At 39.5% G+C, this 26,469-nt stretch carries 21 protein-coding genes; 4 read left to right on the top strand and 17 right to left on the bottom strand.

Annotated features, from left to right (window positions below; translation table 11 throughout):
* Positions 1-111: 111 nt before the first annotated feature.
* From secF to yajC, 3 genes are read right to left on the bottom strand one after another with little or no spacing between them, the layout of a single operon-like run.
* Positions 112-1,071 carry a protein translocase subunit SecF gene (gene secF / locus PTQ34_RS00810; RefSeq protein WP_273931570.1) on the bottom strand — a complete coding sequence of 320 codons (960 nt, stop codon included), beginning with the start codon at positions 1,069-1,071 and terminating at the stop codon, positions 112-114.
* Positions 1,058-2,656 (bottom strand): protein translocase subunit SecD, encoded by a 1,599-nt coding sequence (secD, locus tag PTQ34_RS00805; RefSeq protein ID WP_273931569.1) that lies wholly within the window; start codon positions 2,654-2,656, stop codon positions 1,058-1,060. Before secD ends, secF begins: the two co-directional genes overlap by 14 nt.
* Positions 2,653-2,940: a preprotein translocase subunit YajC gene (yajC, locus tag PTQ34_RS00800; RefSeq protein ID WP_273930547.1), complete on the bottom strand. Its 288-nt coding sequence runs from the start codon at positions 2,938-2,940 to the stop codon at positions 2,653-2,655. Before yajC ends, secD begins: the two co-directional genes overlap by 4 nt.
* Here yajC and lnt point away from each other — a divergent pair.
* Positions 2,919-4,118: an apolipoprotein N-acyltransferase gene (gene lnt, locus PTQ34_RS00795; RefSeq protein ID WP_273931568.1), complete on the top strand. Its 1,200-nt coding sequence runs from the start codon at positions 2,919-2,921 to the stop codon at positions 4,116-4,118. The genes yajC and lnt overlap by 22 nt on opposite strands.
* A 491-nt stretch (positions 4,119-4,609) precedes the next feature.
* Here the strand turns inward: lnt and PTQ34_RS00790 are convergent, their stop codons facing one another.
* Genes PTQ34_RS00790 through secA form a run of 3 tightly spaced genes read right to left on the bottom strand, consistent with a single transcriptional unit; the run spans position 4,610 to position 9,437 of the window.
* Complete coding sequence (locus tag PTQ34_RS00790; protein ID WP_273931567.1) at positions 4,610-5,797, bottom strand: ABC transporter permease; 1,188 nt, start codon at positions 5,795-5,797, stop codon at positions 4,610-4,612.
* A gap of 9 nt (positions 5,798-5,806) precedes the next feature.
* Positions 5,807-6,895, bottom strand: coding sequence for a DNA adenine methylase (locus PTQ34_RS00785; RefSeq protein ID WP_273931566.1), 1,089 nt, complete (start codon positions 6,893-6,895; stop codon positions 5,807-5,809).
* Between the two features lie 16 nt (positions 6,896-6,911).
* The gene (secA, locus tag PTQ34_RS00780; protein ID WP_273931565.1) at positions 6,912-9,437 is read right to left on the bottom strand and encodes a preprotein translocase subunit SecA; all 2,526 of its coding nucleotides are present in this window, start codon (positions 9,435-9,437) and stop codon (positions 6,912-6,914) included.
* Positions 9,438-9,560: 123 nt separating this feature from the next.
* Here secA and lolA point away from each other — a divergent pair, with 123 nt between their 5' ends.
* Complete coding sequence (lolA, locus tag PTQ34_RS00775; protein ID WP_273931867.1) at positions 9,561-10,073, top strand: LolA-like outer membrane lipoprotein chaperone; 513 nt, start codon at positions 9,561-9,563, stop codon at positions 10,071-10,073.
* A gap of 174 nt (positions 10,074-10,247) precedes the next feature.
* Here lolA and PTQ34_RS00770 read toward each other — a convergent pair whose 3' ends face one another.
* From PTQ34_RS00770 to PTQ34_RS00740, 7 genes are all read right to left on the bottom strand, one after another.
* Positions 10,248-12,650: a tetratricopeptide repeat protein gene (locus PTQ34_RS00770; RefSeq protein ID WP_273931564.1), complete on the bottom strand. Its 2,403-nt coding sequence runs from the start codon at positions 12,648-12,650 to the stop codon at positions 10,248-10,250.
* Positions 12,651-12,659: 9 nt separating this feature from the next.
* Complete coding sequence (gene serS, locus PTQ34_RS00765) at positions 12,660-13,910, bottom strand: serine--tRNA ligase (RefSeq protein WP_273931563.1); 1,251 nt, start codon at positions 13,908-13,910, stop codon at positions 12,660-12,662.
* Between the two features lie 102 nt (positions 13,911-14,012).
* On the bottom strand, positions 14,013-14,981 hold the full coding sequence (gene trpS, locus PTQ34_RS00760) for a tryptophan--tRNA ligase (RefSeq protein ID WP_273931562.1): 969 nt from the start codon (positions 14,979-14,981) through the stop codon (positions 14,013-14,015).
* Positions 14,978-15,502, bottom strand: a complete 525-nt coding sequence (locus PTQ34_RS00755) for a shikimate kinase (protein WP_273931561.1) — start codon at positions 15,500-15,502, stop codon at positions 14,978-14,980. The genes trpS and PTQ34_RS00755 overlap by 4 nt, the downstream gene beginning before the upstream one ends.
* Complete coding sequence (gene der / locus PTQ34_RS00750; RefSeq protein ID WP_273931560.1) at positions 15,486-16,940, bottom strand: ribosome biogenesis GTPase Der; 1,455 nt, start codon at positions 16,938-16,940, stop codon at positions 15,486-15,488. Before der ends, PTQ34_RS00755 begins: the two co-directional genes overlap by 17 nt.
* A 67-nt stretch (positions 16,941-17,007) precedes the next feature.
* Positions 17,008-18,267 (bottom strand): ArsB/NhaD family transporter, encoded by a 1,260-nt coding sequence (locus PTQ34_RS00745; RefSeq protein ID WP_273931559.1) that lies wholly within the window; start codon positions 18,265-18,267, stop codon positions 17,008-17,010.
* Positions 18,268-18,552: 285 nt separating this feature from the next.
* Positions 18,553-21,072, bottom strand: coding sequence for an AsmA family protein (locus PTQ34_RS00740; protein ID WP_273931558.1), 2,520 nt, complete (start codon positions 21,070-21,072; stop codon positions 18,553-18,555).
* Between the two features lie 155 nt (positions 21,073-21,227).
* Between PTQ34_RS00740 and PTQ34_RS00735 the strand changes: the two genes are divergently transcribed.
* Complete coding sequence (locus tag PTQ34_RS00735) at positions 21,228-22,070, top strand: J domain-containing protein (protein ID WP_273931557.1); 843 nt, start codon at positions 21,228-21,230, stop codon at positions 22,068-22,070.
* Complete coding sequence (locus tag PTQ34_RS00730; RefSeq protein WP_273931556.1) at positions 22,067-22,846, top strand: pyridoxine 5'-phosphate synthase; 780 nt, start codon at positions 22,067-22,069, stop codon at positions 22,844-22,846. Before PTQ34_RS00735 ends, PTQ34_RS00730 begins: the two co-directional genes overlap by 4 nt.
* Before the next feature lie 460 nt (positions 22,847-23,306).
* On the opposite strand, the gene PTQ34_RS00725 is transcribed toward PTQ34_RS00730, so the two are convergent.
* Genes PTQ34_RS00725 through purS form a run of 4 tightly spaced genes read right to left on the bottom strand, consistent with a single transcriptional unit; the run spans position 23,307 to position 26,137 of the window.
* Complete coding sequence (locus PTQ34_RS00725; protein WP_273931555.1) at positions 23,307-23,999, bottom strand: lysophospholipid acyltransferase family protein; 693 nt, start codon at positions 23,997-23,999, stop codon at positions 23,307-23,309.
* A gap of 4 nt (positions 24,000-24,003) precedes the next feature.
* Positions 24,004-25,254, bottom strand: a complete 1,251-nt coding sequence (locus PTQ34_RS00720; RefSeq protein ID WP_273931554.1) for an SH3 domain-containing protein — start codon at positions 25,252-25,254, stop codon at positions 24,004-24,006.
* On the bottom strand, positions 25,248-25,913 hold the full coding sequence (purQ, locus tag PTQ34_RS00715; protein WP_273931553.1) for a phosphoribosylformylglycinamidine synthase subunit PurQ: 666 nt from the start codon (positions 25,911-25,913) through the stop codon (positions 25,248-25,250). The genes PTQ34_RS00720 and purQ overlap by 7 nt, the downstream gene beginning before the upstream one ends.
* Entirely contained in the window at positions 25,910-26,137 is a 228-nt protein-coding gene (gene purS, locus PTQ34_RS00710; RefSeq protein WP_273930530.1) for a phosphoribosylformylglycinamidine synthase subunit PurS, read from the bottom strand. Before purS ends, purQ begins: the two co-directional genes overlap by 4 nt.
* Between the last annotated feature and the right edge of the window lie 332 nt (positions 26,138-26,469).

The following is a 26,469-nucleotide window of genomic DNA, read 5'->3' as shown; positions in this document are numbered from 1 at the left end:
GAATGCTTAAAAATTTCTAGGAATTCTAGAATTCCCTAGAATTCCCTAGAATTCCTAGAAATTTCAGCCAAGGAATTCTAGAATTCTCAATCTAGAATTCCCTAGAATTCCCTACACACTGCCTTTTTCATACATTGCTCGCATACGCTCTTTTTCAGCCTTTGCTCTTTGTTTTTGGGCTAGTGCCTCTTTGTATTTTGCTATATCAAACTTAAACCATATTAGCATAGGCGCAGCGATAAAAATAGAACTTAGCGTGCCTATTACGATACCAACTATCATAATGGTTGAAAAGCTGTGAATTATATCCCCACCAAAGAAAAACAAGGTAAGCACCGTAAGCAAAGTAGTAAGGCTAGTCATAAAGGTGCGAGAGAGCGTAGCTGAAATACTCTCATTTATATTATGGTTTAGATCATTACTTTTGCCAGCTTGCACGCCCTCTCTAATGCGGTCAAAGACGATAATAGTATCATTTAGCGAGTAGCCTATTATCGTTAGTACAGCTGCTAGCGTATCAAGATTTACATCAAGTCCAAGGGCTGAGATAGCACCAAGCACGATGATAACATCGTGAAACTCACAGATAATAGCAGCCAAGGCAAAACGCCACTCAAAGCGAAATGCTATGTAAATAAGAATAAGCACCAAAGAAACGCTAATTGCCATTATGCCTTTCTCACGCAGTTCTGCGCCTACTTTTGGGCCTACTACATCCACACGGCGAACCTCTAAATTACCTGTATTTTCTAGCATTTTTGCGATGTACCTGCCAGGGTCAGTCGCTACTTGCTCGCTTGCGCTTGAGTAGCGGATTACTACTTCATTAGCACTGCCAAACTCAGTTACACTAAGATTTGGCAAATCAAGTGCTGCGCGGATTTTCTCAATAGGCGCAGGGCCATCGTAGCGCACCTGAACTAGCGTTCCACCAGCAAAGTCAATACCGTAATTTAGCCCCTTTGTAGCTAAAAAGAAAATGCTACCAAAAATAAGTAGGCAAGAAATCACAAAAGAGCCAAGCTTTTTGCCCATAAAATCATATATTTTTCCACTATCAAATACTTGCATTTTTGCCCTTTATTTTGTAGCCAAACCAAAGCCTTGTATTGCCTGAGCGTTGTATTTTCTCACCTAATGCGTCAAACACGCCGTGCGTGCCTAAAATCGCTGTTATCATAGAAGCTACTATTCCTATGCTAATAGTTACAGCAAAGCCTTTAATCGGCCCTGTGCCATAAGCATAAAGCGCAATTGATGTTATAAGCGTGGTTAGATTTGAGTCCACAATTGCACTCATTGCGTTTTCATAGCCCTTGGCGATTGCGTTTTTTACTCCTGCGCCAGCTTTTAGCATTTCTCGTATGCGTTCGTTTATGATGACATTAGCATCGACTGCCATACCGATAGTTAGCACGATTCCAGCCATTCCAGGCAGGGTAAGAGTCGCTCCAAACATCGCCATAATCGCTATTAGAAGCAAGATATTTGCCACAAGTGCCACATTTGCTATAACGCCAGCTAGTCCATACACTACAATCATACAAAGCACCACAAGCACAGCACCAGATATAAGCGCTATCATACTTTGGCGTATGCTATCACTTCCTAGGCTAGGTCCAACTGAGCGTTTTTCTAGCATTTTTACAGGGGCCAGCAAGGCTCCAGAGCGAAGTGCGATAGCGATATCATGCGCCTCATCTACGCTAAATCCACCGCTTATTTGCCCACTTCCTCCGCCTATGCGCTCATTTATCACAGGGGCTGAGTAGACTTTTTTATCTAGCACGATTGCTAGGCGTTTGCCCACATTTGCTCCGGTAAAATCACCAAAAATTCTAGCTCCCTGGGCATTTAGCGTGAAGTTTATTATAGGCTGATTATTGTTTTGATCAAAAGCCACCTTAGCATCAATTAGCATAGCACCATCAAGCACGGCTAGTTCTTTTAAAAGATACTTTTGCGCTGGGTTTTTAGCATCCTCATACAGCACATCGCCATAGGCTGCTGCATCGCGCGCTGATATAGTCTGCGCCATGCTTTGACGCTCTTCATCAAGAGCCATTAGCTCTAAGTGAGCTGCTTTTTCTATTAGATCCAAAGCCCTTTGCTCATCAGCACTGGTTTTTATACCAGGGAGTTCAACTAGGATATTTTCCTTGCCTTGCTTGGCAACCGTTGGCTCAGCTAGACCAAAAAGATCAAGGCGGTTTCTTATGACCTCTACAGCTTGATCGATTGCGTAGTTTGCCGTGCTTAGCTTTTCTTCATCGCTTAGATGAAGCTCGTAGCTTAGATCTTTTTTATCTATGATTAGCCCTTGATTAGTAGCTAGCATTTCATCGATTTTTACGCTATCATCGCTATCAAGCAAACTAAAGGTGATAAGTCCATTTTCTACTTTTAGCTCGTCAATTAAAATATCATTTTTGCCAGTAAAATACTTTATACTTGAGGCTATGCTCTTTTCTTTGCTCTCGATCGCCGCAGCAGTTTCTACCCCAAGGAGCATATGAAGTCCACCTTGTAAATCAAGCCCAAGAGTGATCTTCGAACCCCAGCTAGTACCAAAAAAACTAGGCGCACAAAAAACAGCCCCAAAGCACAAAGCTACAAGCAAAATTACGAATTTATAAGTAATTCTTGCTTTTTTCATTTTTTTACTTCTGCTGCTGTATCTTCGTATTTTTTAGCTACAAAAGCACGATCAAGTCGCACAATTACATCATCATTAAGCTTAACTTTGATAAAATCGCCCTCGGCATTTACCACCTCTGCGACAAGTCCGCCGTTTGTGATGATTTTATCGCCTTTTGTTAGCGCATTTAGCATTTCTTTATGCTTTTTGGCTTGCATTTGCTGTGGTCTAATGACCAAAAACCAAAAAATCAAAACGAGAACCACCAAAGGTAGTAAAGATGAAAGTAGATCGCCTTGCATTGTCGTCCTTTAAAAAAAATTTAAGCTCGTATTTTAGCTTAAAAATCATAAAATCTAGCTTTTTAACTGCTATTTTATTAAGTATTTTTATTTATTTTAGTATTTTTGAAAATATTTTTCTTAGCATTTTGGGGCTTTTAGCATTTGTTTTTGGGGCTTTTAGACTAGTTTTTGTGCGAGAAAATGCTGCTTTTATTTGGCTCTTAACTGGCTTTTTTGTAGGAGTTTTTTGGTTTTATTGGATAGCTTTTAGCCTTGTTTATTATAATTTTGCTTATCTTATACCTTTTGAAATTTTTGGTATAGGCGTGGTTTATGGTCTCATTTTTCTTTGTTTTTATGTGATTTTTAGCTCTTTTGCTAGGCGTTTGGGGGGCATTTTTAAGCCTGTTATTTTAGCACTTGGCTTTTATCTTATCCAGTTTGTTCACCCTTTTGGCTTTAACTGGCTTAATTGGCATTTAAGCTTGATTGGCACGCCTTTTGAGCGAGTTTTTGCTGGGCAAAATGATAGCAAAAATCCACCTTTTAAAATAGAGCTGATTTCATCTAGAATTCCCCAAAACGAGCTGTGGCAAAGCTCACGCAAAAAAGAGCATTTTGTTAATAATCTAGCTTTGATTGATAAGGCTATAAAAAATGGTGCTAGGCTTATAGTCCTGCCAGAATCAGCCTTTGCGACTAATCTTAATCAAAACTTAGAGCTTATAGAGACTTTAAAGGAAAAATCACAAAAAATTGCTATTTTAGCAGGTGCAGAGGCGTATGAAAATGGCACTTTTTATAATAGTGCGTATTTTTTTGATGTTGGAAAGATGAGGCGCATTGATAAGCATATTTTGGTGCCTTTTGGTGAAGAAATTCCTTTGCCAGAGTTTCTTAAAAAGCCTATAAATGCGCTGTTTTTTGGTGGTGCTAGTGATTTTGGCAAAGCTGGTGATTTTAGCTATATAGAAGTAGAGGGCGTGAGATTTAAAGTAGCTATTTGCTACGAGGGCACAAGGCCCCAGCTTTATGCGAATAAGCCTGATTTTGTGCTACTACTTAGCAATGATGCGTGGTTTGTCCCAAGCACACAAAGCACGCTTCAAAACCTGCTTTTGCGCTACTACGCTTTAAAAAACGGCTCAGTGATTTTTCATAGTGCGAATTTTAATGATAAGAAAGTTATAAGATAGTTTTAGGGAATTCCAGAATTCTAAAATTCCCTAAAATAAAATCTAGAATTCTAGAATTCCTACAATAAATTCTAGAATTCCCAAGTTAAAATCTAGAATTCCCTAGATTTTAACTTGCTTTTATCGACTGACCCAGCCCTGCGGGGCTGTCGGCTGGAGCAAGTTTTAGAATTCGCTAGAGTTCTCGTCATTGCGAGGGAGCAAAGCGACCGAAGCAATCTCTAGAAATTCTAGAATTCCTTGGCTTTTTACCGCTGCTGCTGCGAAGTTTAAAGGACAGCGCAAATCTAGAATTCCCTAAGACTAAATCCAGAATTCCTAAGCTAAAATCTAAAATTCCTAAGGATAAAATCTAGAATTCCTTAAAGATTGCTTCGCTTCGCTCGCAATGACGAGAATTCTAGAATTCCCTAGGTAATTCTAGAATTCTCGCTGTCCTTTTGGCTTTGCGGTAGCGCGAGTTTAGGATTAGCTAGGGAATTCTAGAATTCCTACTCGTTTCTTAGCGTTGAAAGCACATCTACATTTGCAGCTTTTTTGGCTGGATAGTAGCTAGAGGCTGCTACGATGATAACAGCGCCTAATAGCGTAAAGACTAGATCCCAAAGCCCTAGCTCCATAGGTAGCTTGCTGCTGCCATACACATCAGCTGGTAGGCTAATGATATCAAAGCTGCCAAGCAGCCACACGCCAAAAAGTCCCAAAATAAGTCCGCAAATAATGCCACCACCACCGATAACTAGCCCCTGAGCAAAAAAGCTATTTTTTATCTCACGCTTACTTGCCCCAAGTGCTAAAAGCAAGGCTATTTCGCTGCGGCGGTTCATAACTGTCATCAAAAGCGAGCTAATAATATTTAAGCTAGCTACCAAAATAATAAGCATTAGCACGATAAAAAGTGCTCTTTTTTCAAGCTCTAAGGCACTAAAAAAGTTGCCATTTTGCTCCCACCAGCCAAGCGCGCGGTATCCTAGTGGCAAAACAGCTTTAATCGCTTCTATATCACGCCTTGGCTGGGCTGAGTAAATATGCACGCCATCCCAGCCTTGCGTGTTTAAAATGCGCCTTAGAGCATCAGCTGTGCTAAAAGCATAGCCCCTATCATAAGCAATAAGCCCTGAGCTAAACTCGCCACGCACAGCAAAACGCTTTAAAAGCGGATTTATCCCAAGTCCAGCTGGACTAGCTTCCATGAAAATTCCTGTGATTTTCTCTCCTAAAATCAGCGAAAACTCATCACTAAGCCCCTTGCCTACTATCATCTCAAAGCCTTGTGGGATGCCACTTTGCTCTAAGGCTTTGGCAAGCACGCTATTTACTGCTTTTTCACTCTCAAAATCCACGCCAAAAACAAGCGCGCCTTCCATTTTATCTCCACTTTTTAGCACAGCTTGCGTGCTGATATAAGGGCTCATTTTTAGCTCGCTAAACTCATTTTGTAGCTTGCTTACAAACTCATCGCTTATCCCGCCACGGTAAGCTGAAATCACGGTTATAGGATAGTTCATCGCAAATAGTTTTCGCTCAAACTCTTTATCAAAGCCATTCATTATACCCATAGCGATGATTAGCACCATAAGACCGATGCTAACTCCCACAAAGGCTAAAATAGAGCAAAGTGCGATAAATGGCTGGCTTTTATCAAAGCGCAAATAACGAAATAATAAATACTTTATCAAGGTTTGCCTTTAAGATTTTTTGATTATATACAAATACTCAGTCGTATGAATACTGCGAGCACCAAGGTTGCGGCTAGCGCGGTAAGCGTTGTATTTTTGCTCTATTACATTTAGCTTACCGATTTTTGCGCCAAAGACCTCAAAATCAGCCCTAGAAATATAGCCCTCATTATTAAAAGAAATCAGCAAATACTTTGCTTTAAAACTAGCTAAAAGCTCAAAAAAACTCTCTTTTGCCTTTGCTTTTTTGTTATATACGCTTTTGTTCCACTCTTTTGGAATTCCGCTAACTTCGCTAATATCTTTTGGCTTTTTATACTGCGCAATCAAATTTAACATAAAATAATTTGAGCCATAAGGGTGTTCATTATAAGGTGGGTCAAAATACGCAATATCCACTCTTTCGCAGTCCTTAGCAAAGTCTGCGGCTTCCTTTTGGCTCACAGCAAAATCACAAGAAAAGTTTGAAAAAACAGGCATTTTTAGCCTGATTTCACCTTTTATACGACCAAGCGCATTAGCCTTTTCTCCGCCAAACTTACCAATACCATTTTTGCCTTTATAAAATCCTTTAAAGACGCCGCCTGTGTTGTTATGAACGCTAGCTTCATAAATTAGCGGAGCGATGAAAAACTTTTGAAAAACTCTAGGTAATTTGCTAATCTCATCTCGCATAGTATCAATAAACATAGCGTTTTTTCTAGTAAAAAACACACGCTCTGCTCTTTTTATATTCTCATCGTCTTTTGGGGCGTAAAGCTCTGTAATAAAACCGGCTTTTAGCTCATTTATTTTGCTTAGAGTGTTATGGAATTCTAGAATTCCTAGCTCTAACTCTCTAGTAAAGTTGCTGAGATAACACTCATTTATAATGCGTGAGTAGCTCTCCAAGTCGTTTGCAAAAATCATTTTTGCGTGTTTTTTGGCTAGTCTTGATACCACGCCTGAGCCTGAGAATACATCAGCAAAGCTTATTTTATCATGCTTCATATCAGCCTTGATATCGCTAATAGCCTCATCAATAAGCCCTAGCAAAGAGCGTTTATTGCCAAGATAAGTAATAATCTGCTCTTTTAAAAACGCTGGGTTCTCGCTCATTTATTAACTCATTTACTTAGATTTTTGGCCCAGATTTGCCGCAGCAGTCTTTATACTTTTTGCCCGAGCTGCAAGGACAAGGGTCATTGCGACTAGGTTTATTATTTGGCAGGACTTTTTGCTTGCTTTGCTCGCTATCTTCACTCTCAAAGCGTATGTGGCTTAGAGTGCGAACTGAGCTTATTTTTAGGCTTTTTACTAGCTCTATGAAAAGATTATAGCTTTCTTTTTTATACTCAGTTAGAGGGTCGCGGTGATTGTAGCCTCTTAGGCCAATTCCTGCTTTTAGCGTATCCATTTGGTATAGATGCTCTCTCCACGCACGGTCTACGATTTGCAAATACAGCATTTTTTCTATGCCTTTTCGCTCTTCATCGTTAATTACGCTCATTCGCTCTTTGTAGTCATTTTCTATAGCCTTTTCTATTTCACCACAAATCTCATTAAAGCCCAAGTTTGCCAGTGTGCTTGGCTCTATGCTAACTCCGCTTTGCTCTAAAACTATATTACAAATAGCACTAGTGTCGATGTTTTCAGGCAAATCCCCAGCCATTACGCCAGCTGTGATCACCATATCAGCTACCCAGTCTTTGCGGTTTGAGCTGATTTTTTCGCTTATATCAGTGGCTGGGTCTAGCAGCTCATTTCTATATTTGTAGATGGTTTTTCTTTGTTCATTTGCTACATCATCGTATTCTAGGATATGCTTTCTAGCTTCAAAGTGTAGGCTCTCTACCTTTTTTTGAGCGTTTGCTACAGCGCGTGTTACAAGGCCGCTTTCTATACTCTCGCCCTCTTCTATGCCTAGTTTTTCCATTATGGTTTTGATCTTACCTGCGCCAAAAATGCGAAGTAGATTATCCTCTAAGCTTAGAAAAAAGCGTGAAATTCCCGGATCACCTTGACGACCTGAGCGGCCACGAAGCTGGTTGTCTATGCGGCGGCTCTCGTGTCTTTCTGTGCCTATGATATAAAGCCCGCCTAGTTCTCGCACTTCATCATCTATGCGGATATCCACACCACGACCAGCCATGTTTGTAGCTATGGTTACAGCACCTTTTGCGCCAGCACCTTCTATAATCTGGGCTTCTTTTTCGTGGTTTTTGGCATTTAGCACTGAGTGAGGGATTTTTTCTTTTACTAGTAGAGCGTGTAGGGCTTCGCTTTTTTCTATACTAGCAGTTCCTACTAGCACTGGTTGGCCTTTTTGGTTTGCGGCTTTTATTTCGTTAATTACAGCTGTGAATTTCTCTTTTTCACTTTTGAAGATAACATCGTTTTTATCGATTCTGCGTATAGGTAGATTTGTTGGGATTGAGATTACATCTAGTTTGTAGATTTGGCTAAACTCAGTGGCCTCAGTCTGCGCTGTTCCTGTCATACCAGCTAATTTTTCGTATAATCTAAAGTAATTTTGAAAGGTAATATCAGCTAGAGTTTGGCTCTCTTCTTGAATTTTTACGCCTTCTTTGGCTTCTAGGGCTTGGTGTAAGCCCTCGCTAAATCGTCTTCCCTCGCTAAGACGACCGGTAAACTCATCAACGATGATAATTTGTTCATCACGCACTACATATTGAACATCTTTTTCAAAAAGATTATGCGCTTTTAGAGCTTGGTCTAGGTAGTGGCTTAGAGCTGCGTTTTCTAGGCTATAGAGATTATCTACGCCAAAGAGTTTTTCTGCTTTTTCTATACCAGCTTCTGTTATCATGATATTGCGGTTTTTCTCATCTACTACAAAATCCCCAGTTGGCTTTGCGTGTGGGTCAGCAAGCGATTTTTCTGGCATTTGCCCACGAGTTAGAGCCTTGGCTACTTCATTTGCCTTTATATAGCCATCTAGCGTGCGGTTTGTAGGACCTGAGATAATAAGTGGTGTCCTAGCCTCGTCTATAAGGATACTATCAACTTCATCCACGATAGCAAAATTATGCCCTCTTTGAACCTTGCTGGCTATATCAAAGCACATATTATCACGCAAATAATCAAAGCCAAACTCGTTGTTTGTGCCATAAGTAATATCGCAAGCATAAGCTTCTTTGCGCTTAGCATCATCGCGTTCGCTACTTAGCACTACGCCTACGCTAAGACCAAGAAAGTTATAAATCTTCCCCATTTGCTCAGCATCTCGCTTTGCTAGATAGTCATTTACAGTAACTACATGCACGCCTTTGCCACTAAGAGCATTTAGCACCACTGGCAAAGTAGCAACTAGTGTTTTTCCCTCGCCTGTTTTCATCTCAGCGATTTTGCCATCATTTAGCACCATGCCGCCTATTAGCTGCACATCAAAATGTCGCATGTTTAGCACACGCTTGCTAGTCTCTCTAACTATGGCAAAAACATCATTTAAAGCATCTTTTAGGCTCAGCTCTTCGCTTCTAACGGCCGCGCGAATCACATCAAAAGCTGCCTGCAAGTCGCTATCAGTAAGACTTGCGTATTTATCTTCTAGCAAATTGATTGCGCCTGCTTGCTTGCGGTATTTTTTTACTTGTTTATCGTTTTTGGTTCCAAAAATTTTTGCTAGGGCTTTTAGCATTTCGTATCCTTAAAAATGTGTTAAGAAGTAGCGATTTTACCTAAAATTTTTTTAAATTTTGCTAAGAATTCTTATTTTAACATACATTATAGTATAATAAGAGCAAAATTTTTTGTGGATTTTATGATGAGAATTCTAGTTTTGATGATTATTTCGTGCTTTGTGTGGGCAAACAGCCTTGAGTTTGATACACTTACAAGTGAGTTTAGCCAAAGCGTAAGAAGCAAAAATAAGACCATCACCTACACAGGCAAATTAGTAGCAAACAGCAAATACGGCGCATTTTGGCACTACAAAAAGCCAGTTGAGAAGCTAATTTATTTTAATATCGGTCGCATAACCATAATAGAGCCAAGCTTAGAGCAGGCAATAATCACAGATATCAAAGACACCCCAGATTTGCGTCAAATCCTAAAAAACGCTACTGAAACAAACAAAGACCGCTTTGAGTGTGATATAGACGGCGTCCACTACACTCTAAGGGTGCGAAGTGGCGTCCCAGCACAGATAAACTACACTGATAAACTTGGCAATAATGTTACAATTTTACTCAAAAATGCTAAGAAAAATCAGCCAATTGATGAAAAACTTTTAGAGCCGCAAATCCCAGCAAACTACGATATACTAAGCGAATAAACAAGAACTCTTTACTAAAAGCAGCGCAGGAGGCACCAGCTATTAGCAGCCCAAAACTAGCAAAAAGCAAAAGAGAGAAAAAATGTGTTTTAGCTAGTTTGGTATTTCTAGTTTGAAAATTCTAGAATTCCTAGGGAATTCTAGATTAAATTTAATGTGGGAATTCTAGAATTCTTAATTAGCCAAATGAAAGGTGAAAAATCTAGATTTATAATCAGTATTTCCCACGCTGATATACTGTGCCACAGCTGCTGGGATATTGCCTAGTTCGTGGTATAAAAAGCCTAGAGCGATTTTATTTCCAGGGTCAGTTGGGTTTGTAAGCTTGGCAAGTTCTAGGTAAGCTACGGCGTTTTGCGGGCGGTTTGAGCCTATGCTAGCTACTGCTGCTAAAAATAGCGTATAAGCGTCTTGTTCTTTTTTGGTATGTACAAGGTAGTTGTATATCTCAAAGGCCTCATCATGGCGATTTGTAAAAAGATCAATATATGCAAGTGCGTGGCGAATCTCATCTGCTCTATTTTTTTCTTTTTTAAGGTCGCTTATTATGATACCCCGCCAAACATCGCTTAGACCTGAGATTTGAAGCAGTTTTACAAACTGTTCTTTTACTATATTTGAGCCACCATAGAGCGTATTTAGATCAAAGTTTGCACCCAAAAAGCGAATTTGAATGTTTTTTGCGTATTCTTTGATATCCTCCCTTTCATTGTGAGCCAAAAAATGTAAGATATTTGTAAGAATATCATTTGGCAATTTGCCTAGCAAGGAATTAGAGTAGATTTTAGCATCATTTTTACGGTTTAGTATCATAGCAGAAATGTAGCTAAATACCATTTTTAGCGTATCACCTTCGTCTTTGCCCTCATCTAGCCAGCGCGTTAGAGCACCTGAGTTATCACGCAAATATAATAGCAAGGTATTATAAAAGTTCGCATCGCCTAGAGTTTCATCATTTGTAATATTCTCGCTAACCTCTGCGTAAAGCTGACGATAATCACGCCCAGCCACCTGCGCACAAAGCACAGCATACACGCCAGCAAGGTGATTTTTTGGATTTAGGTGGTAGCTTATGACAAAGTGTTTATAAGCATTTGCATAGTCGCCTAGCTGAGCGTAGCTAAGTGCCAAATCATACTGCAAAATCGCATGCCCAGGATACTCTGAAACTAGAGCCAAAAACTCTTTATTTGCCACTCTAAGCTCGCTATTTATAGCTTTTTCTATGGTTTTTGACAGGCTTGCGTTTACACGGCTTATGATACCAGAGGTGCGCAAATACTCATCAGCATCCACGCCCTGAGATACAAAGGCACTAACTCCACCTTTTGCTATATAATCAATAGTTTGCTTAGCATCAAAGACCTTATAAGGTGTGTAATAAAATAGCATTGAAAAGGCGCTATTTTTATGAAAAAACAGCTTTTCATCAAAGTTTTTTTGTGCTGCGTTTATGTTAAAATAATCATCTTTTAGCCCAGCTTTTATAGGATAAGTACTAGCTACAAAAGTGGCGTTGCGCTCGTGAATTTCGCCTATTACTTCAGCTGCTGTCAAGTAAGTGCCGATTTTAAGCTGCACAAGAGAGCGAGCAAGCTTTGCTAGATCAATGTTTGAAGCTAGTGGATCTACTCTATTTAGATAATAAAGAGCATCATCGTAATTACCAAGTCTTGCGTGAAGTAAGCCCATGGGTAAGTTTGTATTATACCCCCTTAAATCATCAAGGGCTGCAATTGCATCTTTATCACGGCGAATTAGGCTTAGAATTTTAGATTTTAGATAGTTTGCGTTATTTGCATAAAAGCCATCTTTAATACTATTTAATATGTGATAAGCCTCTATATAATAGCCTTTGTAGTAATTTACAAGTGCACTATAGTAGATATACGCACTGGAATTTGGTGTAAGAAAAGCCCTAGCAAGGTCTATATAGTAGCGAAATAACTCTGTGTTATTAAGATGAAGTGCGCAAACTGCTGCATTTAGTGCTGAGACATCGGTGTGTTCTTGATTTGATATAGCTTTTTTAAAGTTCTCAAGCGCCTCATCAAACTTCTCTTGATTCATTTGCGATACACCAAGATTATAATATGAAAGGCTTTCATTATATATTGCTACATTTTCATATATTTTAAGGGCTTCTATGCGGTTACCGCTGTCATATAGGACATTTGCTTTTGCTATCATTTCTTCTATGCGACCTTTATTTATCTCATAGTAGTTTTGCGGCTCTTGTCTAGGCATGGTAGTTACTGGCACTTCTGGGACTGGGGCTGGTTCTTTTTTGCTACCTCTGCTAAGCAGCAGGGTTATTAGCACAATTAGCAAAAGGAGTATCACACCACCGCCAGCAGCTATGATGATTAGCATTTTTTTATTTAGCTTTTTTTTGCCTTTTTGCTCACCTTCTTCTTCGTCTTCTGCATCTTGGCTAGAACCAGCTGGCGCAACGGCTAGTTCTTCAAGCAAGACAAAATCATCTTGTCCAAACTCATTTTGTGTATTTTGGCTGTTTTGATCTTTTTTTTCTTTTTGATCGTCATCAAGTATGACTATTTCATTATCTGCTGCCATTTATGCTCTTTAGATATATTTTTCTAGCACGGCTGGGATTTTTATACTTCCATCTTTTTGCTGATAGTTTTCCATTATTGCTATTAGCGTTCTGCCCACAGCTAGGCTTGATCCATTTAGCGTGTGGCATAGTGTGTTTTTCTTGCCATCTTTGAAGCGGATTTTTGCCCTGCGAGCTTGAAAATCGCGTGTGTTTGAGACTGAGCTAATTTCTCTATATTTATCTTGTCCAGCTAGCCAGACCTCAAGATCTATGGTCTTTGCTGCGCTAAATCCAAGGTCGCCGCTACAAAGCAGCATGTGGCGATGAGCTAAGCCCAAAGAGCTTAGCAAATCACTAGCACAAGCTACCATCTCATCAAAGACTTTATCACTTTGCTCAGGCTTTGTGATACATACAAGCTCTACTTTTTCAAACTGATGCTGACGGATCATGCCCCTAGTATCCTTACCAGCAGAGCCTGCTTCTTTGCGAAAACACGCTGAGTAGCAAGTCATTTTAATAGGCAATTCATTTTCTGCGATTATTTCATCATTATATAGATTTGTTACAGGCACTTCGCTTGTAGGGATCAGGTATAGATCCTCATCATCTATTTTGTATAAATCATCAGCAAACTTTGGTAGCTGTCCTGTGCCAAAAAGCGTATTAGAGCTAACGAGAAACGGCACATTAACAAGCTCAAAACCACGGCTAGAATTAAAATCAATCATGTAATTAACAAGAGCCCTTGCTAGTTTTGCGCCCTGCCCTCTTAGCACAGAAAAGCGAGAACCAGCAAGCTTTGCGCCGGTGGCAAAGTCTATCCAGCCGTTTTTTTCAGCTAATTGCCAATGCTCTAAGGGCTTAAAATCAAAGCGAGGTGGCTCTAAAACTTTTTTAAGCTCCACATTTTCATCTTCATCCGCACCAAGTGGCACATCATCATCGATGATATTTGGCACGGCAGCGGCAACTAAGCTTAGCTTTTCTTCGCTTTCATTTAGGCTCTCATTTAAAGTAGCAATTTGAGCCTTTTTGCTATCAAGCTCGGTTTTTAAGGCGTTTGCGCTTTCTTTATCGCCATTTTTCATAAACTCGCCCATTTTTTTGCTTTTTGCGTTTTGCTCACTTTGAAGGCTTTCAATTTCTAGCTTGATTTTTTTATTTTCTTTGTAGGCTTCAAGCAGATTTTTTAGCACATCCTCGCCTACTTTTTTAGCTTTTAGTTTGCTATTAAACTCATCAAAGTTTGTCTCAATCAGTTTTAAATTTATCATTTTTGATCCTTAATTTTAGTAGAAATTCTAGAATTCCCTAGTTTATTTTTAATAAGAATTCCAAAATTCCCTAGCTTATTTTTAATAAGAATTCTAGAATTCCTAGAACACGCCAGCTAAGTCTCTAATCTTTGCCATTTTAGCATTTGCTAGCTCACTAGCTTTTTTTGCGCCAATATCTAAAATATCTCGCACCTCGCTTTTATGAGTGATGAAATACTCGTATTTGCTGCGCGCCCCTCCAAAATAGTCCAAAACCAGCTCATTTAAATAAGCCTTAAAATGCCCATAGCCCTCACCACCACGCTCATAGCGTGCTTTTAGCTCTGCTTGCCCACTCTCATCTAAAAACAGCTTTGCTATATTAAAAATATTACAATCTTGCCATTTTTTTGGCGCCTCTAATGGCGTACTATCAGTCACAACCAAGTTACATTGCTTTTTTAGCTGCTTATCAGTGCTAAAAATATCAATGGTATTTTTATAGCTCTTACTCATTTTTGCCCCATCTGTACCTGGCACTACGGCTACATTTTCAGCGATTTTTGCCTCAGGCAGAGTTAGAATTTCGCCAAAGTTATTGTTAAATTTAAGCGCCAAATCACGCGCGATTTCTACATGCTGAATTTGATCTTTGCCCACAGGTATGAGCTTTGCATCATATAGCAAGATATCAGCTGCCATGAGAACTGGATAGCTAAAAAGTGCGTGATTTGCTTCAATGCCCTTTGCTACCTTGTCTTTATACGCATGCGCACGCTCTAATAGCCCCATAGGCGTGATCCCACTAAGTATCCAGTAAAGCTCTAAAACCTCTTTTACATCGCTTTGAACCCAAAAAACGCATTTTGCTGGATCAATGCCAAGAGCCAAAAAAGCGCAAGCTGCTTCAAAGGTAGAGTTTTGAAGCTCTGCGCCTTTATTTGCGCTACTCATTGCGTGGTAGTTAGCGATGAAAATAAACATCTCATTTTGCCCAGCGTTTTGAAGCTCCACCATAGGCTTGATGCTAGCAAAATAATTGCCTAAATGTAATTTTCCGCTAGGCTGAAGTCCTGTTAGTATTCTCATTTTTGTCCCTTTAATGCTTTTAAAATCTCTTTTGCTATTTTTTTAGGGCTTTTATCTTCAGCTATAATGATTATATCAGCCTTTCTAGCATAAGCACTATTTCTTTCTTTATGTAGTTTTTTAGCTTTTTCAAGGTCTTTTAGCAGTGGTCTTTTGGCTAGTTTTTTAGCACTATTTGGCGCAGATTGTAGTCTTTCCATGATTTTAGCAAAGCTAGATTTTAGGTATATTATAGTGCCGATTTTTTTAAGATTTCTTTGTCTATAAAAGCCCCCACCAGTGCTAATAATAGCACCTTTTACATTATGCTCTAAAAACTTTGCTAGATTTTTCTCGGCATCCCTAAATGCCTCTTCGCCCTCATCTTCAAAGATTTTTGAGATTTTTTTGTTAAAAAGGCTCTCAATCATATCATCGCCATCAATGGCAAAGCGTCCACTAAGCTTACTTAGCTCCCTTGCCACAGCCCCCTTGCCAACACCCATAAAGCCTATTAAAACTATATTATTCATTATTTTCATCCTTTGATTTTCCTCTGCCCCTTGGCACTAAAATGACAGGCGTCCCACCTAGCTCAAAGCTAGCTCTAAGCTGATTTTGCAAGTAGCGCAAATAGCTAAAATGTAAGCATTTTGGCTTATTCATCACAAGAGCGATTTTTGGTGCTGCTGTATCAAACTGCGCAGCGTAGTATATACGCACCGCTCTGCCGTGTTCTCTTGGGATAGGATGGGCTTTTGTAGCAGCAGCTATTACTTCATTTAGCCTTGAAGTAGGCAGCTTTATAGTGTAGTTTTTATACACAGCGCAGATTAGCTCTTTTAGCTTTTCTACACGCTTTTTGCTAGTAGCTGAGAGTGAGATAATAGGCGCATAAGCTAAAAATTTAAATTTATCTCTAATCTCACGGCTCATGCGATCAAACTCTTTATCATCGCCACCTTTTAAATCCCATTTATTTAGCACGATTATCACGCCTAACTCAAACTCACTAGCAAGCCCAGCTATGCGCTCATCAAGCTCGTTTATCCCCTCTGCGCTATCAAGGACAAGCACAGCAATATCAGCATTTTCTAGCATTTTTTGCGTGCGGTTTAGTGCGTATTTTTCTATGCCTTCTATCTTGCCACGGCGGCGAATGCCAGCTGTGTCTACAAACTCTATCTCACGCTCTTTATTGCCATCATTTACGCTGATTTTTTCATTTACTGGATCTATTGTGGTGCCTGCTATATCGCTTACTACTGAGCGGTTTTGCCCTACAAGTGCATTTAGCAGGCTTGATTTGCCTACATTTACCCTGCCTATAATGCCAACTTTTATAGTTTTATTTTCGTAGTCAATATTGCTTTTAAATCTAGAATTCCTAAGGCTATCGCCACCCTCATCGCTCTCATCACTTTCTAGTAAACTCTCATCAAAATCAGCTAGAAAATCCTCTATGCTCTCATCATCTTCTATGCCAGTCTTAGCAGGCTCAAGGTGCGAGTATATCCACTCACAAAGCTCATCTGTGCCACTATTATGCGAAACAGAAATCTCAAAGAGTTTTTTTGCCCCAAAGCTAATAAAATCCTTTGCTCTTTCTTCATCACGCTTGCCATCTACTTTATTTACCACAAGCGCAGTAGGCTTGCCAAGGCGGTTTATAGCATAAAAAAGCTTTTTGTCAATCTCATCAGCATACAGCTTGCCATCTACCATAAAGACGATTATATCAGCCTCATTTGCCTCTGCTAGGCTGCGTTTTTGCACCGCAGCAAAAAGCTTGCTACTTTCATCAAGTCCACCACTATCAATAAGCAAGCACTCTCTATCATTAATGTTAATTTCAGTTTTATTCACATCTCTTGTGGTACCTGCCACATCGCTAGTTATGGCTATCCTAGCCCTTGCTAAGCGGTTAAATAGGCTTGATTTACCCACATTTGGACGACCTAGTAAAATTACTTTTTTCATATATTAAACCTTAAAAATTCGCTGATTATACCAAAATATCGCTAAAATTTGACTTTTTTAGCGCATTTTATGCCCACAAATACACGCCAAAAAGCGTGATAAAAAGCACAGGCAAAGTAATTTTAAAGCTAAAAATAAGATAAGTTTTTATGCTAATCTCGCAGTTTTTGCTTTTTAGTAAATACAGCCACAGCAAGGTCGCAAGCGAGCCAAAGTGAGTAAATTTCACCCCTACATTACAGCCGATGATAGCTGCGTATATAGCCTTATTACTACCCACACTCTCTAAGCTTATATCCATTAGCATCATAGCTGGTAGGTTATTCATAAGGCTGCTAAGAACTGAGCTAGCAAGCCCACTAGCAAGGACCAGCGCTAACTCGCCACTTTCTTTTGCTAAGAGTAAAAAACTGCTTAAAAGCTCTGAATACTGGGCATTTTTTAGCCCCCAAACTACTATATAAAGCCCCAGAGAAAACCACAAAATCTGCCACGGCGTGCGAGTAAAAATCACCCTAGCCCTAATCGCTCCAAGCCTAGCACAAATGCCCATAAAAACTACCGCCCCACCAAGCGCAAAAACGCAAAATGGCAAAGCATACGCATCGCCCAAACCGTATCCAACGAGCAAAAGCGCAAAAAATATCCAAGTAAAGATAAAAAGCTGCTTGTTTGCTACCACTTTAAATTCACTTCTAAGCACACTTATATCAAGCTTTGCGCTTAAATCTTTTCGCAAGATAATATATGAAATTAAAGTGCTTGCCACAAAAGAGAGCAAAAACGCTGCCCACATAGAGCTAAAATATCCCCAAAACGAAATGCCAAAAAAGCCAGCTGAAATGATATTTGTAAGGTTTGAAAACACAAAAGGCAAGCTTGCGCTATCACTCATAAAGCCAGTAGCAAGTAAAAGCGCAAGCGCTGAGCGTGGCGGCAGGTTTAGCGCCCTAGTCTGCGCTAGAATAATAGGTGCTAGTATCAGCACAGCCGCATCATTTGCAAAAAGCGCAGAAACTACGCCACAAAGCACCATAAGGGCAAAAAATAGCTTTTTTAAATCCCCACCGCAAGCCAGAGCCGCCCTAAGCGCAGCATGCTCAAAAAAGCCTATCTCATCAAGCACCAAAGAAAAAATAATAATGCCTAAAAATGCTAGACTAGCATCCCAGACTATGCTAAAAGCCTCTAGCGTATCGCCAAAGCTAACCGTCCCACAAACTAGACTAAGCACAGCACCGATAATAGCACAAGTGCCTATGCCAAGATTAAAAGGGCGGAAAATCACAGCAAAAATCGTAAGCAAAAAAATCGCAATACTAAGCAAAAGAATACCCCCACACCCCCAAGAAAAACCCTAGGAATTCTAGAATTCCTAGGCTAAGAATTCTAGAATTCCCAAGAAAAAACTAGAATTCCTTAAACTAGAATTCCTAGGCTAAAAATTCTAGAATTCCTAAACCAAGAATTCAAGAATTCTAGAATTCCTAATTTAGAATTCTTAAACTAGAATTCCCAAAAAAATCTAAAAATTCTAAGCCAAGAATTCTAAAATTCCTAAGAAAAAATCTAGAATTCCTAGGCTAGGAATTCTAGAATTCCCTAAAGAATTTTAGAACAATTTTTTCAAATTATTTAAAATATCTTTTGCCTTATCAGCCTTTTCATCATTGCCTTTAAAGGCTTTATCAATCAGCTTTTCTACGCCTTGTTCGGCTTTTTGTTGTAGATACTGCGAGCTAAGAGCGTATTTTGGCGCCTCAGTTGTGCCTGTGATATCTATGCCAATATCGGTTTTTTCATAGTTTGCGCTTATTGGGATGTTTAGAGCTTTGCTTTTTGTATTTATGCTAGCTTGCTTTACATTTATATCCGAGCGTTTTGAGTGCATATTTGCATCAAATGTGATTATATCACCTTTTATAGTGCCTTTTACCACGCCGTTTTCATAGACCTCAGTTGTGATATCACGGCCGCCAAGCACGCTAGAGATTAGCTCCGTTAGCCCTGTTTTTGCTAGATGAGCGTTTAGTATATTTGCGTTAAACTCGCCAAGCTTGCTAGCTGTGTTGTAATCAAAGGTCATATTTGTGCTGCCTATATAGAACTGCTCGTAGCCAAGGGCTTTTAGAATTTGCTCTATTTTTGCGTTTTTCATATTCGCATTTAGCACGCCTGATTTAAATGTTATATCAGTATTTGAGCCAAATATATTGCTATTTGCGCTAGCATTTATAGCCTGATTTGTGCTAGCGATTTTGCCGCTTACATTTAGCGGGGTGTATAAAGCCAAACCGGTTAAAAAGCTAAGCTTAGATAGATCGCTTACATTTGCGCTATAAGCAGCATCTAGGGCATTTTTTTGTAGATTATAGCTACCATCAAATTTACTAATATTTGCTATATCACTAGCAAAGTTTGAGCTAAAATACGCCACTGAGTTTGTAAAAGTTGGCTTAAAGTTTAGAGAGAATTTCACATTTTCAGGGAATTCAGTTTCAAGTAGCTTTGACATCGCAGCAGCGTTGAATACGCCGTTTTTCACGCTTAGCTCGCCTCTGCCATTTAGGTTTTGTAGATTTAGTCCATCTAGGCTTAGTTCAGCATTTACCTCACCATTAAAAAGCGCGCCAAAGGTAGTCATAGCAAGCACTTGTTCAGCTTTTATATTTTTTATGTTAGCATTTAGAGCTTTGCCTTTTACCTTAGCTAAGATTTGACCGCCAAAGCCTTTTATATCAATATCCCCGTCGCTTAACTCGCCTGCTTTTAGCCCCACATTTGCTTTTATATTAGCTGGACTTTTTGCCCCAGAGCCAAAGATTGCGCCAAGGTCTGCGATTTTGCCTGCTAGATTTATTTTTGCATCACCATTAGCTAGTGTGTAGCTGCCTTTTGCTCCTAGATTTTCTATCACAGGCGAGTTTAACACGCTATCAAAGTTCAGCACGCCAGAGGTTATTTCTAGCTTGTTTTGAGCATTAAAGCTTACATCGCTACTTAGATCAGAGCCTAGCAAAGCGTTCATTTGCTTATGATTTAGCACGCCGCTGCTTAGAGTTAGATTTGCGCTACCTTTTATTTTTTTAGTATCGTTTAGATTTGTGATTTTTGCTGTACCGCTGATATCGCTATTTGCTAGTGGCGCAAGTCCTGCTAGACTAAGGGCTTGTGCTAGTTTTAGATTTTTTATGTTTGCGTTTAGCTCATTGTCTTTAAGACTTGCTAAAATCTCTCCACCAAGACCGTTTATTTTAGCGTCTAAAAACTCCATTGCGCCATTTGCGATTTTTGTGTTGCCAGCTACTTTTATACTTCCATTTAGCTTTTGTTTTATGATAGGCTCTAGGGCGGCAAGATTTGCGATATCCAAATTAAAATCACTTATTATCTCGCCATTTTCAAAGTTATAGCTAGTATTTTTTGCGCTTAGGTTTGCTAGGGCTGATTTTACCCTAGTAGTAGCTGCTACTTGCTTGCCAAGAAGTTTTATATCGCTATTTAGGCTTAGGGCAAAATTTGCCGGTAAGCTAATGCCAAAGTCATTTTGAGCTTCTTTTGTGATGATGATTTTAGCTGAGTTTAGCTTTGCTGTGCCTTCTTGTCCTGCTATATCGGCAACTGCGCTTAGTTTGCCTGTGATATAGGCTTTTTTTAAGGCTATCATGCTAAGTGCTGCTAGGTCTAGCGCTTTAGCATCTAGTTTTAGCTCCAAAGGCGCGTAGTCTTTTATGCGGCTTGCGAAGCGAATGCTTGAGCCAGCTAGCGAGCCTGAGCCATTTGCTACAAAGTTATCAAAGCTACCAAGGGCTTCGCCTTTTAAGCTTAGATCAATTTGCATGCCATTAAAGCTTTTTGCTTGCGTGTTGTAATTTAGATCAAACTGCGATGAAAAAAGGCTATATTTACCCTTGCTCTCAACACCAAGCTCGCCATTTATGATAGCCAAAATATCAAAACTGCTAAATCCTAGCTCAAACTTTTCAAGCCGAAATTCCATACCGATTTTTTCGCTAGCGATTTTTTCTACAAAAGGCTTTAAAACTGAGTTGCCAAAAGAGCTAAAAAACACGCAGTATAAAGCTACTACTAGCACTAGCAAAATACCACAAATCCAAGCTAAAAACTTCATAAATACTCCTTAGAAAATTGCTTTAATTATAGTGTTTGGCTGTAAATTTTGCGTAAATTTATCAAAGGAATTCTAGAATTCCCTCGCTTCTTGCTAGAAAAATTTAGGAATAAAAATTGCTTATAAAGTCAAAAATTTTAGCGAAAGAAGGAAAAATGTCAGTAGCACAAAATGCTTTAGAACATCAATTTAATGTATCTCAAAGCTCCTCTCTTGTAAGCGTGGTAACTGATGATGATGATATTTTTATGGGAATAGCGGGTAAAATGCGCTCGTCTTTTTGCCAAGCAATCGGTCAAAAGAACAAAATAATCGCCTTTTACAGCCCAAACGAACTAGTCCAGCGCAAGTATCTTTTCAAGCTAATTGCCAAGATAAACTCACGCCTAAATGATGAAATAATCAACCTTCATCCATCATGGGCGACAAATGTAAAGCTTGCTTTTGAGCGAAAAAACTCGGTTCAAATCATCGTTAGCGTCCACCTTAGCTTTGATAGAAACTCCGTGATTTTTGATACCAAAAACTGCGATGAAGTGCTAAAAAAATACTTTATCAAAATGCTAGGCGCAAAACACGAAAACTTAGCTCATTTCTCACGCTTTATTATCCAAGATACAAAGCAGCTTGAAGCCTTACAAGACTTGCTAGCTTTTAAAGAGCATTTGCGCTATATCATTAACTTTGAGTTTGATAGGGGCGAGTATGAGAGCTTTTGTGAAATGATATATAAGCTTAACTCAAAAGGCTACAAAATGCGCTTTAATGCACTAGCAAGCTTGCTTGAAGAGCATTTTGCTACGCTTGAGTGTTCGGTGGGCGATGATTTTAACACCGTTAGGGCGCAGTATTTACGCCTAAGCAAGCTCTATCACCCAGACCACGCCAGTGGCAATGAGCAAGAGTTACGCTCAAAATTTCAAGAAATCAGCTTTGCTTATGAGGCTCTAAAACCTTTTTTTACCGAACAAGACAAATACCTAAAAGGAAGTGCATGAAACTTGGAGTAAATATCGATCATATCTGCGTTTTGCGTGCAGCTAGGGGCGTAAATGACCCTGATATCATAGCAGCGATGTTTGCAGCTATTAAAGCAGGAAGTGATCAAATCACCGTTCATCTGCGAGAAGACCGCCGCCACATAGACGATGATGATGCTAGGCGCATAAAAGCACTTTGTAAAGTGCCTTTAAATATAGAGTGTAGCATAGATAAAGATATAATAAATATTATCGCAGATATCGCTCCACAGCGTGCTACCCTAGTGCCTGAAAAGCGTGAGGAGCTTACGACTGAGGGCGGACTAAATACAGACGCAAAAGGGCTAGAAAAAGCAGTAGAAACTCTAAAAAAGTCTGAGATAGAAGTTTCACTTTTTATAGAGCCTGATTTAGTAGCGATAAATAAAGCAAAAGAGCTAGAATGCGAGTATATCGAGCTTCACACCGGTGCTTTTGCAAATCTTTATCTCATGCTAAACTCAAATCTAAGCCAAAGTAAATATAGCATAAAAGCACTAGAACTGCCAAGGGCTAAGCTAAAAGAAATGCTAAAAAAAGAGTGCGAGCGCATAAAAGCAGCCGCAATCTACGCAAAAAGCCTAGGGCTAGAAGTAGCCGCAGGTCATGGACTAAACTACCAAAACACGCCATTAATTGCTAGCATTCCTCAAATCTGCGAGCTAAATATCGGTCAAAGCATTATCGCTCGTTCTACTATTACAGGCTTAGAAACAGCTGTAAAAGAGATGAAAGAGCTAATAAAAAATTGCTAGGAATTTTAGAATTTCTAGAATAAATCTAGAATTCCTAGAATTTCTAAATCAAGAATTCTAGAATTCCTAAGGTAAAAAATACCCCATAGTCCCAAAACGCTAGGAATTCTAGAATTCCTAAGCCTTGTTTGGTTATGGAATTCTAGAATTCCAAAAAAAGACACCCCCTAACCCCCAGAAAATCTAGAATTCCCCAAAAACGCAGATAAAGCAAGAGAATTCTAGATTTTAGTGGGGTTTTAGGAGCGGCAGCTCCTAAGGGTTTAGGGCGTATCCCTTATAACATTTGCGAGCAGTGGGGCTTGCCCCACTAAAGCGGAGCAAAAATCTAGAATTCCTAAGAATAAATCTAGAATTCCCTAAGGATGAATTTAGAATTTCTAGAGATTGCTTCGCTTCACTCGCAATGACGAAAATTCTAGAATTTTTAAACCAAGAATTCTAAAATTCCCAAGCCAAATTAAGAATTTTGCGCTAATTTTTCATCTAGGATTTTTTGCATATTTTCTCTTATTTTAGCTAGCCACTCGCTACCCTCACTAGCTACAAAACTAGGCAAAAACACCACTTTAACCACGCCTTTATTAAAAGAAAGTTTCTTTGAATCAATTATCTCTTTTGAGCCTATTATAAGCACTGGCTGGACTTTTAGTCCTAGTTTATTTGCGATGATTTGCGCGCCACTTTGAAACTTCAAAAGCTTTTTGCCACTACCTCTAGTTCCCTCTGGAAATATCGCCACAGCCCCACCAGCTTTGGTAAATTCGCTAGTTTGCTTGATGATATGGACGATTTCTCTTGGGTTTGAGCGGTCTATTAGTATACAAGCCCCAGAGCGAAAGCCAGCACCCAAAAGCGGCACCTTGCCAAGTTCTTGCTTTGCTACCCATTTTATATCACCTGGATGAAACTCATCAAATATCAGTATATCAAGCAGGCTTTGGTGATTTAGCACAAAAAGTTCGCTACTGCCATCAAACTCGCCCTCAAACTCTACTTTATATCCTACGATAGTGCGCACGACCTTTGCTATCACGCGTCTAAGCGACCTTTGCTTGCTAGGAAAAATCCGCATAATAAGCACGATAAAAGCAGTGATACCAAAAAGCAAAAAAGCTATAAAAATACCTTTAATTTTGCGCAAAAATTCCATAGTTTTACTTTATATTTTCGTTTCTTACCCAGCCGATCTTGCCATTATCAAGTAGTATTTTGGTATATTTTTCTTGGCTTAGCAAGACCTGAACTTTCTCATCGCTACTAGGCTTGTAAAACACGCTAGAACCATTCACTGGCAGTATGGTTACAGCTGAACCTGCTTTTATATTAGCCCCAGCAAAAGGCCTAGCATCATAAAACGCATAAGCCCCAAAAATCACTGCTAAAACTAGCCCATAATACGACCGCCATAGCATAAAGCTAAGCAAACAAAGAATAATTAGCGCATAAACAGCAATTGATTTATAAGCAGCAAACTCGCTAGTTACTGGATTTAGGCTAGTCTGCGTGCTAAGGTCATTACTAGCTGGCTTTACTAGTGCTTCTATGGTCTCAAAGGTGTTTTTTGTGCTATTAAAGTAGCTAAATGTGATTTTCTTTGCCTCGCTTGGAGCGATGAGCGAGTAAGTAGCGGTTGTTTTTGTCTCTCCGCCTTTTATATTATCTACTCCACCCCTTGCACCATTAAGCGGGACTTTAAACTCGCTTAAAGTAGCGTTTGTAGCTTCTAGTTCTAGCGTAATTAGGTTGTTAAACTCATCAAATTTGCTAGCCTTAAAGCTTTTTAGCACCAAAGAACTAGCCACGACATTACAAAAATCATCTTTTTGTGCTAGTGGCTTTATGAGCGGAGTTTGACTCTCTGCGCTTTGCCTTAATACAAACTCTCCGCCACGCTTTAAAACCACAGCGATATCATCTATATTAGCATCATCACTATGAGCAATGAACCACAAAGTAGCCTTGCTTTCATTTTTTGCGATATCTACAAAGCGCACTTTTGGGTTTAGATTTTTGGCGTTTTTTAGCTTTAAGCTAAGCTCAGGGCGAAACTGCGCAAGACTATCTCCTTTTAGCGTGAGTTCTATGCCAAAAGGCTCGTAGATATAAACTTCTTTGTTTAGAAGTTTTGCTTCAAGTTCTATTTTTATAGGTTCTTTTTTTTCATATAATTCTGCCCCGCTAACATCTGGTTCGTCGCTACCGGCTATATTTCTTAGCTCATTTGGGCTTAGTACTACATTGTTAAAGTTTTGCGCATTATTTTTAGGGCGAGGTTTAGTTTCTTCTTGGCTAGGTTTTTGTGGTGCTGTGATTTGTAGCGGATTTTTGTTAAAAACACTAGCCTCATTTGCGCCAAGCACGCCTAGCAAAAGCGCAAAAAATAAGGCAAAAACTCTACTTAGCAAAGAAAACCTTTTAGCATTTTTAGCCCATCATTTGAGCCAAGCATACTCTCGCAGGCTCTTTCAGGGTGAGGCATAAGCCCAAAAATGCGCTTATTTTTATCGCAAATTCCAGCGATATTTTGCTGTGAGCCGTTTAGATCAGTTGGCACGCCTTTTTCATCGCAGTATTTTAAGATGATTTGCTCATTATCATTTAGAGCTTTTAGCGTGTTTTTATCAGCAAAATAATTCCCCTCACCGTGCGCTACTGGAATTCTTAAAATCTCATTATTTTTTGTTTGGCTAAGGAAGATATTATTATTTGAAATTACTTTGATATTTGTAATTTTGCTAATAAAACTCATGCTGGAATTCCTAAGCATTGCTCCAGGCAAAAGTCCAAGCTCCAAAAGCATTTGAAAACCATTACAAATGCCAAGCGTTAGACCACCATTTTTAGCGTGTTTTACAACAGCACTCATAGCAGGGCTAAACTTCGCAATAGCGCCAGTTCGCAGGTAATCTCCATGGCTAAATCCACCAGGAAGCACGATAAGATCAGCTTTTATATCAGTTTCTGTATGCCAGTAAATTTTAGTTTTTGCCCCAAGCAAATCAAAAGCATAAGCCGTATCTCGCTCACAGTTTGTGCCAGGAAAGGTTATAATTGCTACTTTCATTTTAGTATCTCGTAGTCTTCTATTACAGGATTTGCTAGCAGTTCATCGCACATTTCTTTGATTTTTTCATCGCTTACATCGCCATCAAAATTTATTACAATTTGCTTGCCGATGCGAACTTCTTTAACACCAGCAAAGCCAAGAGAGCTAAGAGCGTGCCTTGTAGCCTTGCCAGCAGGGTCAAGCACACCTTCTTTTAAGAATACATTTATTTTTACTTGCATTTTTATCCTTTTTATAAATTTTATAGGCTCAGCTTGCGTACGATTTTTGCCTAGCGAGCCTTGCGCAGCCCAGCGTCTTACGCAGAAGCTTCTGCTTGCTTTCCTGTGCCAAGGCTTGAAAAGCTGTCACAGAACTTCTGCGAACGCTCCGCTACGACGCTCCACGGCTAGCGCTGCGGCTCGCTAGACAAAACTCGCCTCGCAATCTTAGAGCCTATTTTTGCGACAAATTTTAAAGTCTAGAATTCTAGAATTCCCTAGATTTTGAGAATTCTAGAATTCCCAAAAGCAAATTTTAGAATAGGTGTAGTTTGCTTGTTTTAAGCTAGGTG

This window comes from Campylobacter magnus (assembly GCF_028649595.1).
In the GTDB taxonomy this organism is placed as follows: Bacteria; Campylobacterota; Campylobacteria; order Campylobacterales; family Campylobacteraceae; genus Campylobacter; species Campylobacter magnus.
The sequence above is the reverse complement of the archived record's forward strand: the minus strand, read 5'-3'. Positions and strand labels throughout refer to the sequence as shown.

What these genes read in the sequence shown, in the direction of transcription:
- PTQ34_RS00725 (WP_273931555.1), bottom strand. Translation starts at nt 23,999, where the DNA reads ATGGAATTTTTGCGCAAAATTAAAGGTATTTTTATAGCTTTTTTGCTT.
- secD (WP_273931569.1), bottom strand. Translation starts at nt 2,656, where the DNA reads ATGAAAAAAGCAAGAATTACTTATAAATTCGTAATTTTGCTTGTAGCT.
- lnt (WP_273931568.1), top strand. Translation starts at nt 2,919, where the DNA reads ATGAAAGTAGATCGCCTTGCATTGTCGTCCTTTAAAAAAAATTTAAGC.
- lolA (WP_273931867.1), top strand. Translation starts at nt 9,561, where the DNA reads ATGATGAGAATTCTAGTTTTGATGATTATTTCGTGCTTTGTGTGGGCA.
- der (WP_273931560.1), bottom strand. Translation starts at nt 16,940, where the DNA reads ATGAAAAAAGTAATTTTACTAGGTCGTCCAAATGTGGGTAAATCAAGC.
- yajC (WP_273930547.1), bottom strand. Translation starts at nt 2,940, where the DNA reads ATGCAAGGCGATCTACTTTCATCTTTACTACCTTTGGTGGTTCTCGTT.
- PTQ34_RS00785 (WP_273931566.1), bottom strand. Translation starts at nt 6,895, where the DNA reads ATGAGCGAGAACCCAGCGTTTTTAAAAGAGCAGATTATTACTTATCTT.
- purQ (WP_273931553.1), bottom strand. Translation starts at nt 25,913, where the DNA reads ATGAAAGTAGCAATTATAACCTTTCCTGGCACAAACTGTGAGCGAGAT.
- PTQ34_RS00770 (WP_273931564.1), bottom strand. Translation starts at nt 12,650, where the DNA reads ATGGCAGCAGATAATGAAATAGTCATACTTGATGACGATCAAAAAGAA.
- serS (WP_273931563.1), bottom strand. Translation starts at nt 13,910, where the DNA reads ATGATAAATTTAAAACTGATTGAGACAAACTTTGATGAGTTTAATAGC.
- secA (WP_273931565.1), bottom strand. Translation starts at nt 9,437, where the DNA reads ATGCTAAAAGCCCTAGCAAAAATTTTTGGAACCAAAAACGATAAACAA.
- PTQ34_RS00735 (WP_273931557.1), top strand. Translation starts at nt 21,228, where the DNA reads ATGTCAGTAGCACAAAATGCTTTAGAACATCAATTTAATGTATCTCAA.
- trpS (WP_273931562.1), bottom strand. Translation starts at nt 14,981, where the DNA reads ATGAGAATACTAACAGGACTTCAGCCTAGCGGAAAATTACATTTAGGC.
- secF (WP_273931570.1), bottom strand. Translation starts at nt 1,071, where the DNA reads ATGCAAGTATTTGATAGTGGAAAAATATATGATTTTATGGGCAAAAAG.
- PTQ34_RS00755 (WP_273931561.1), bottom strand. Translation starts at nt 15,502, where the DNA reads ATGAAAATAATGAATAATATAGTTTTAATAGGCTTTATGGGTGTTGGC.
- purS (WP_273930530.1), bottom strand. Translation starts at nt 26,137, where the DNA reads ATGCAAGTAAAAATAAATGTATTCTTAAAAGAAGGTGTGCTTGACCCT.
- PTQ34_RS00730 (WP_273931556.1), top strand. Translation starts at nt 22,067, where the DNA reads ATGAAACTTGGAGTAAATATCGATCATATCTGCGTTTTGCGTGCAGCT.
- PTQ34_RS00740 (WP_273931558.1), bottom strand. Translation starts at nt 21,072, where the DNA reads ATGAAGTTTTTAGCTTGGATTTGTGGTATTTTGCTAGTGCTAGTAGTA.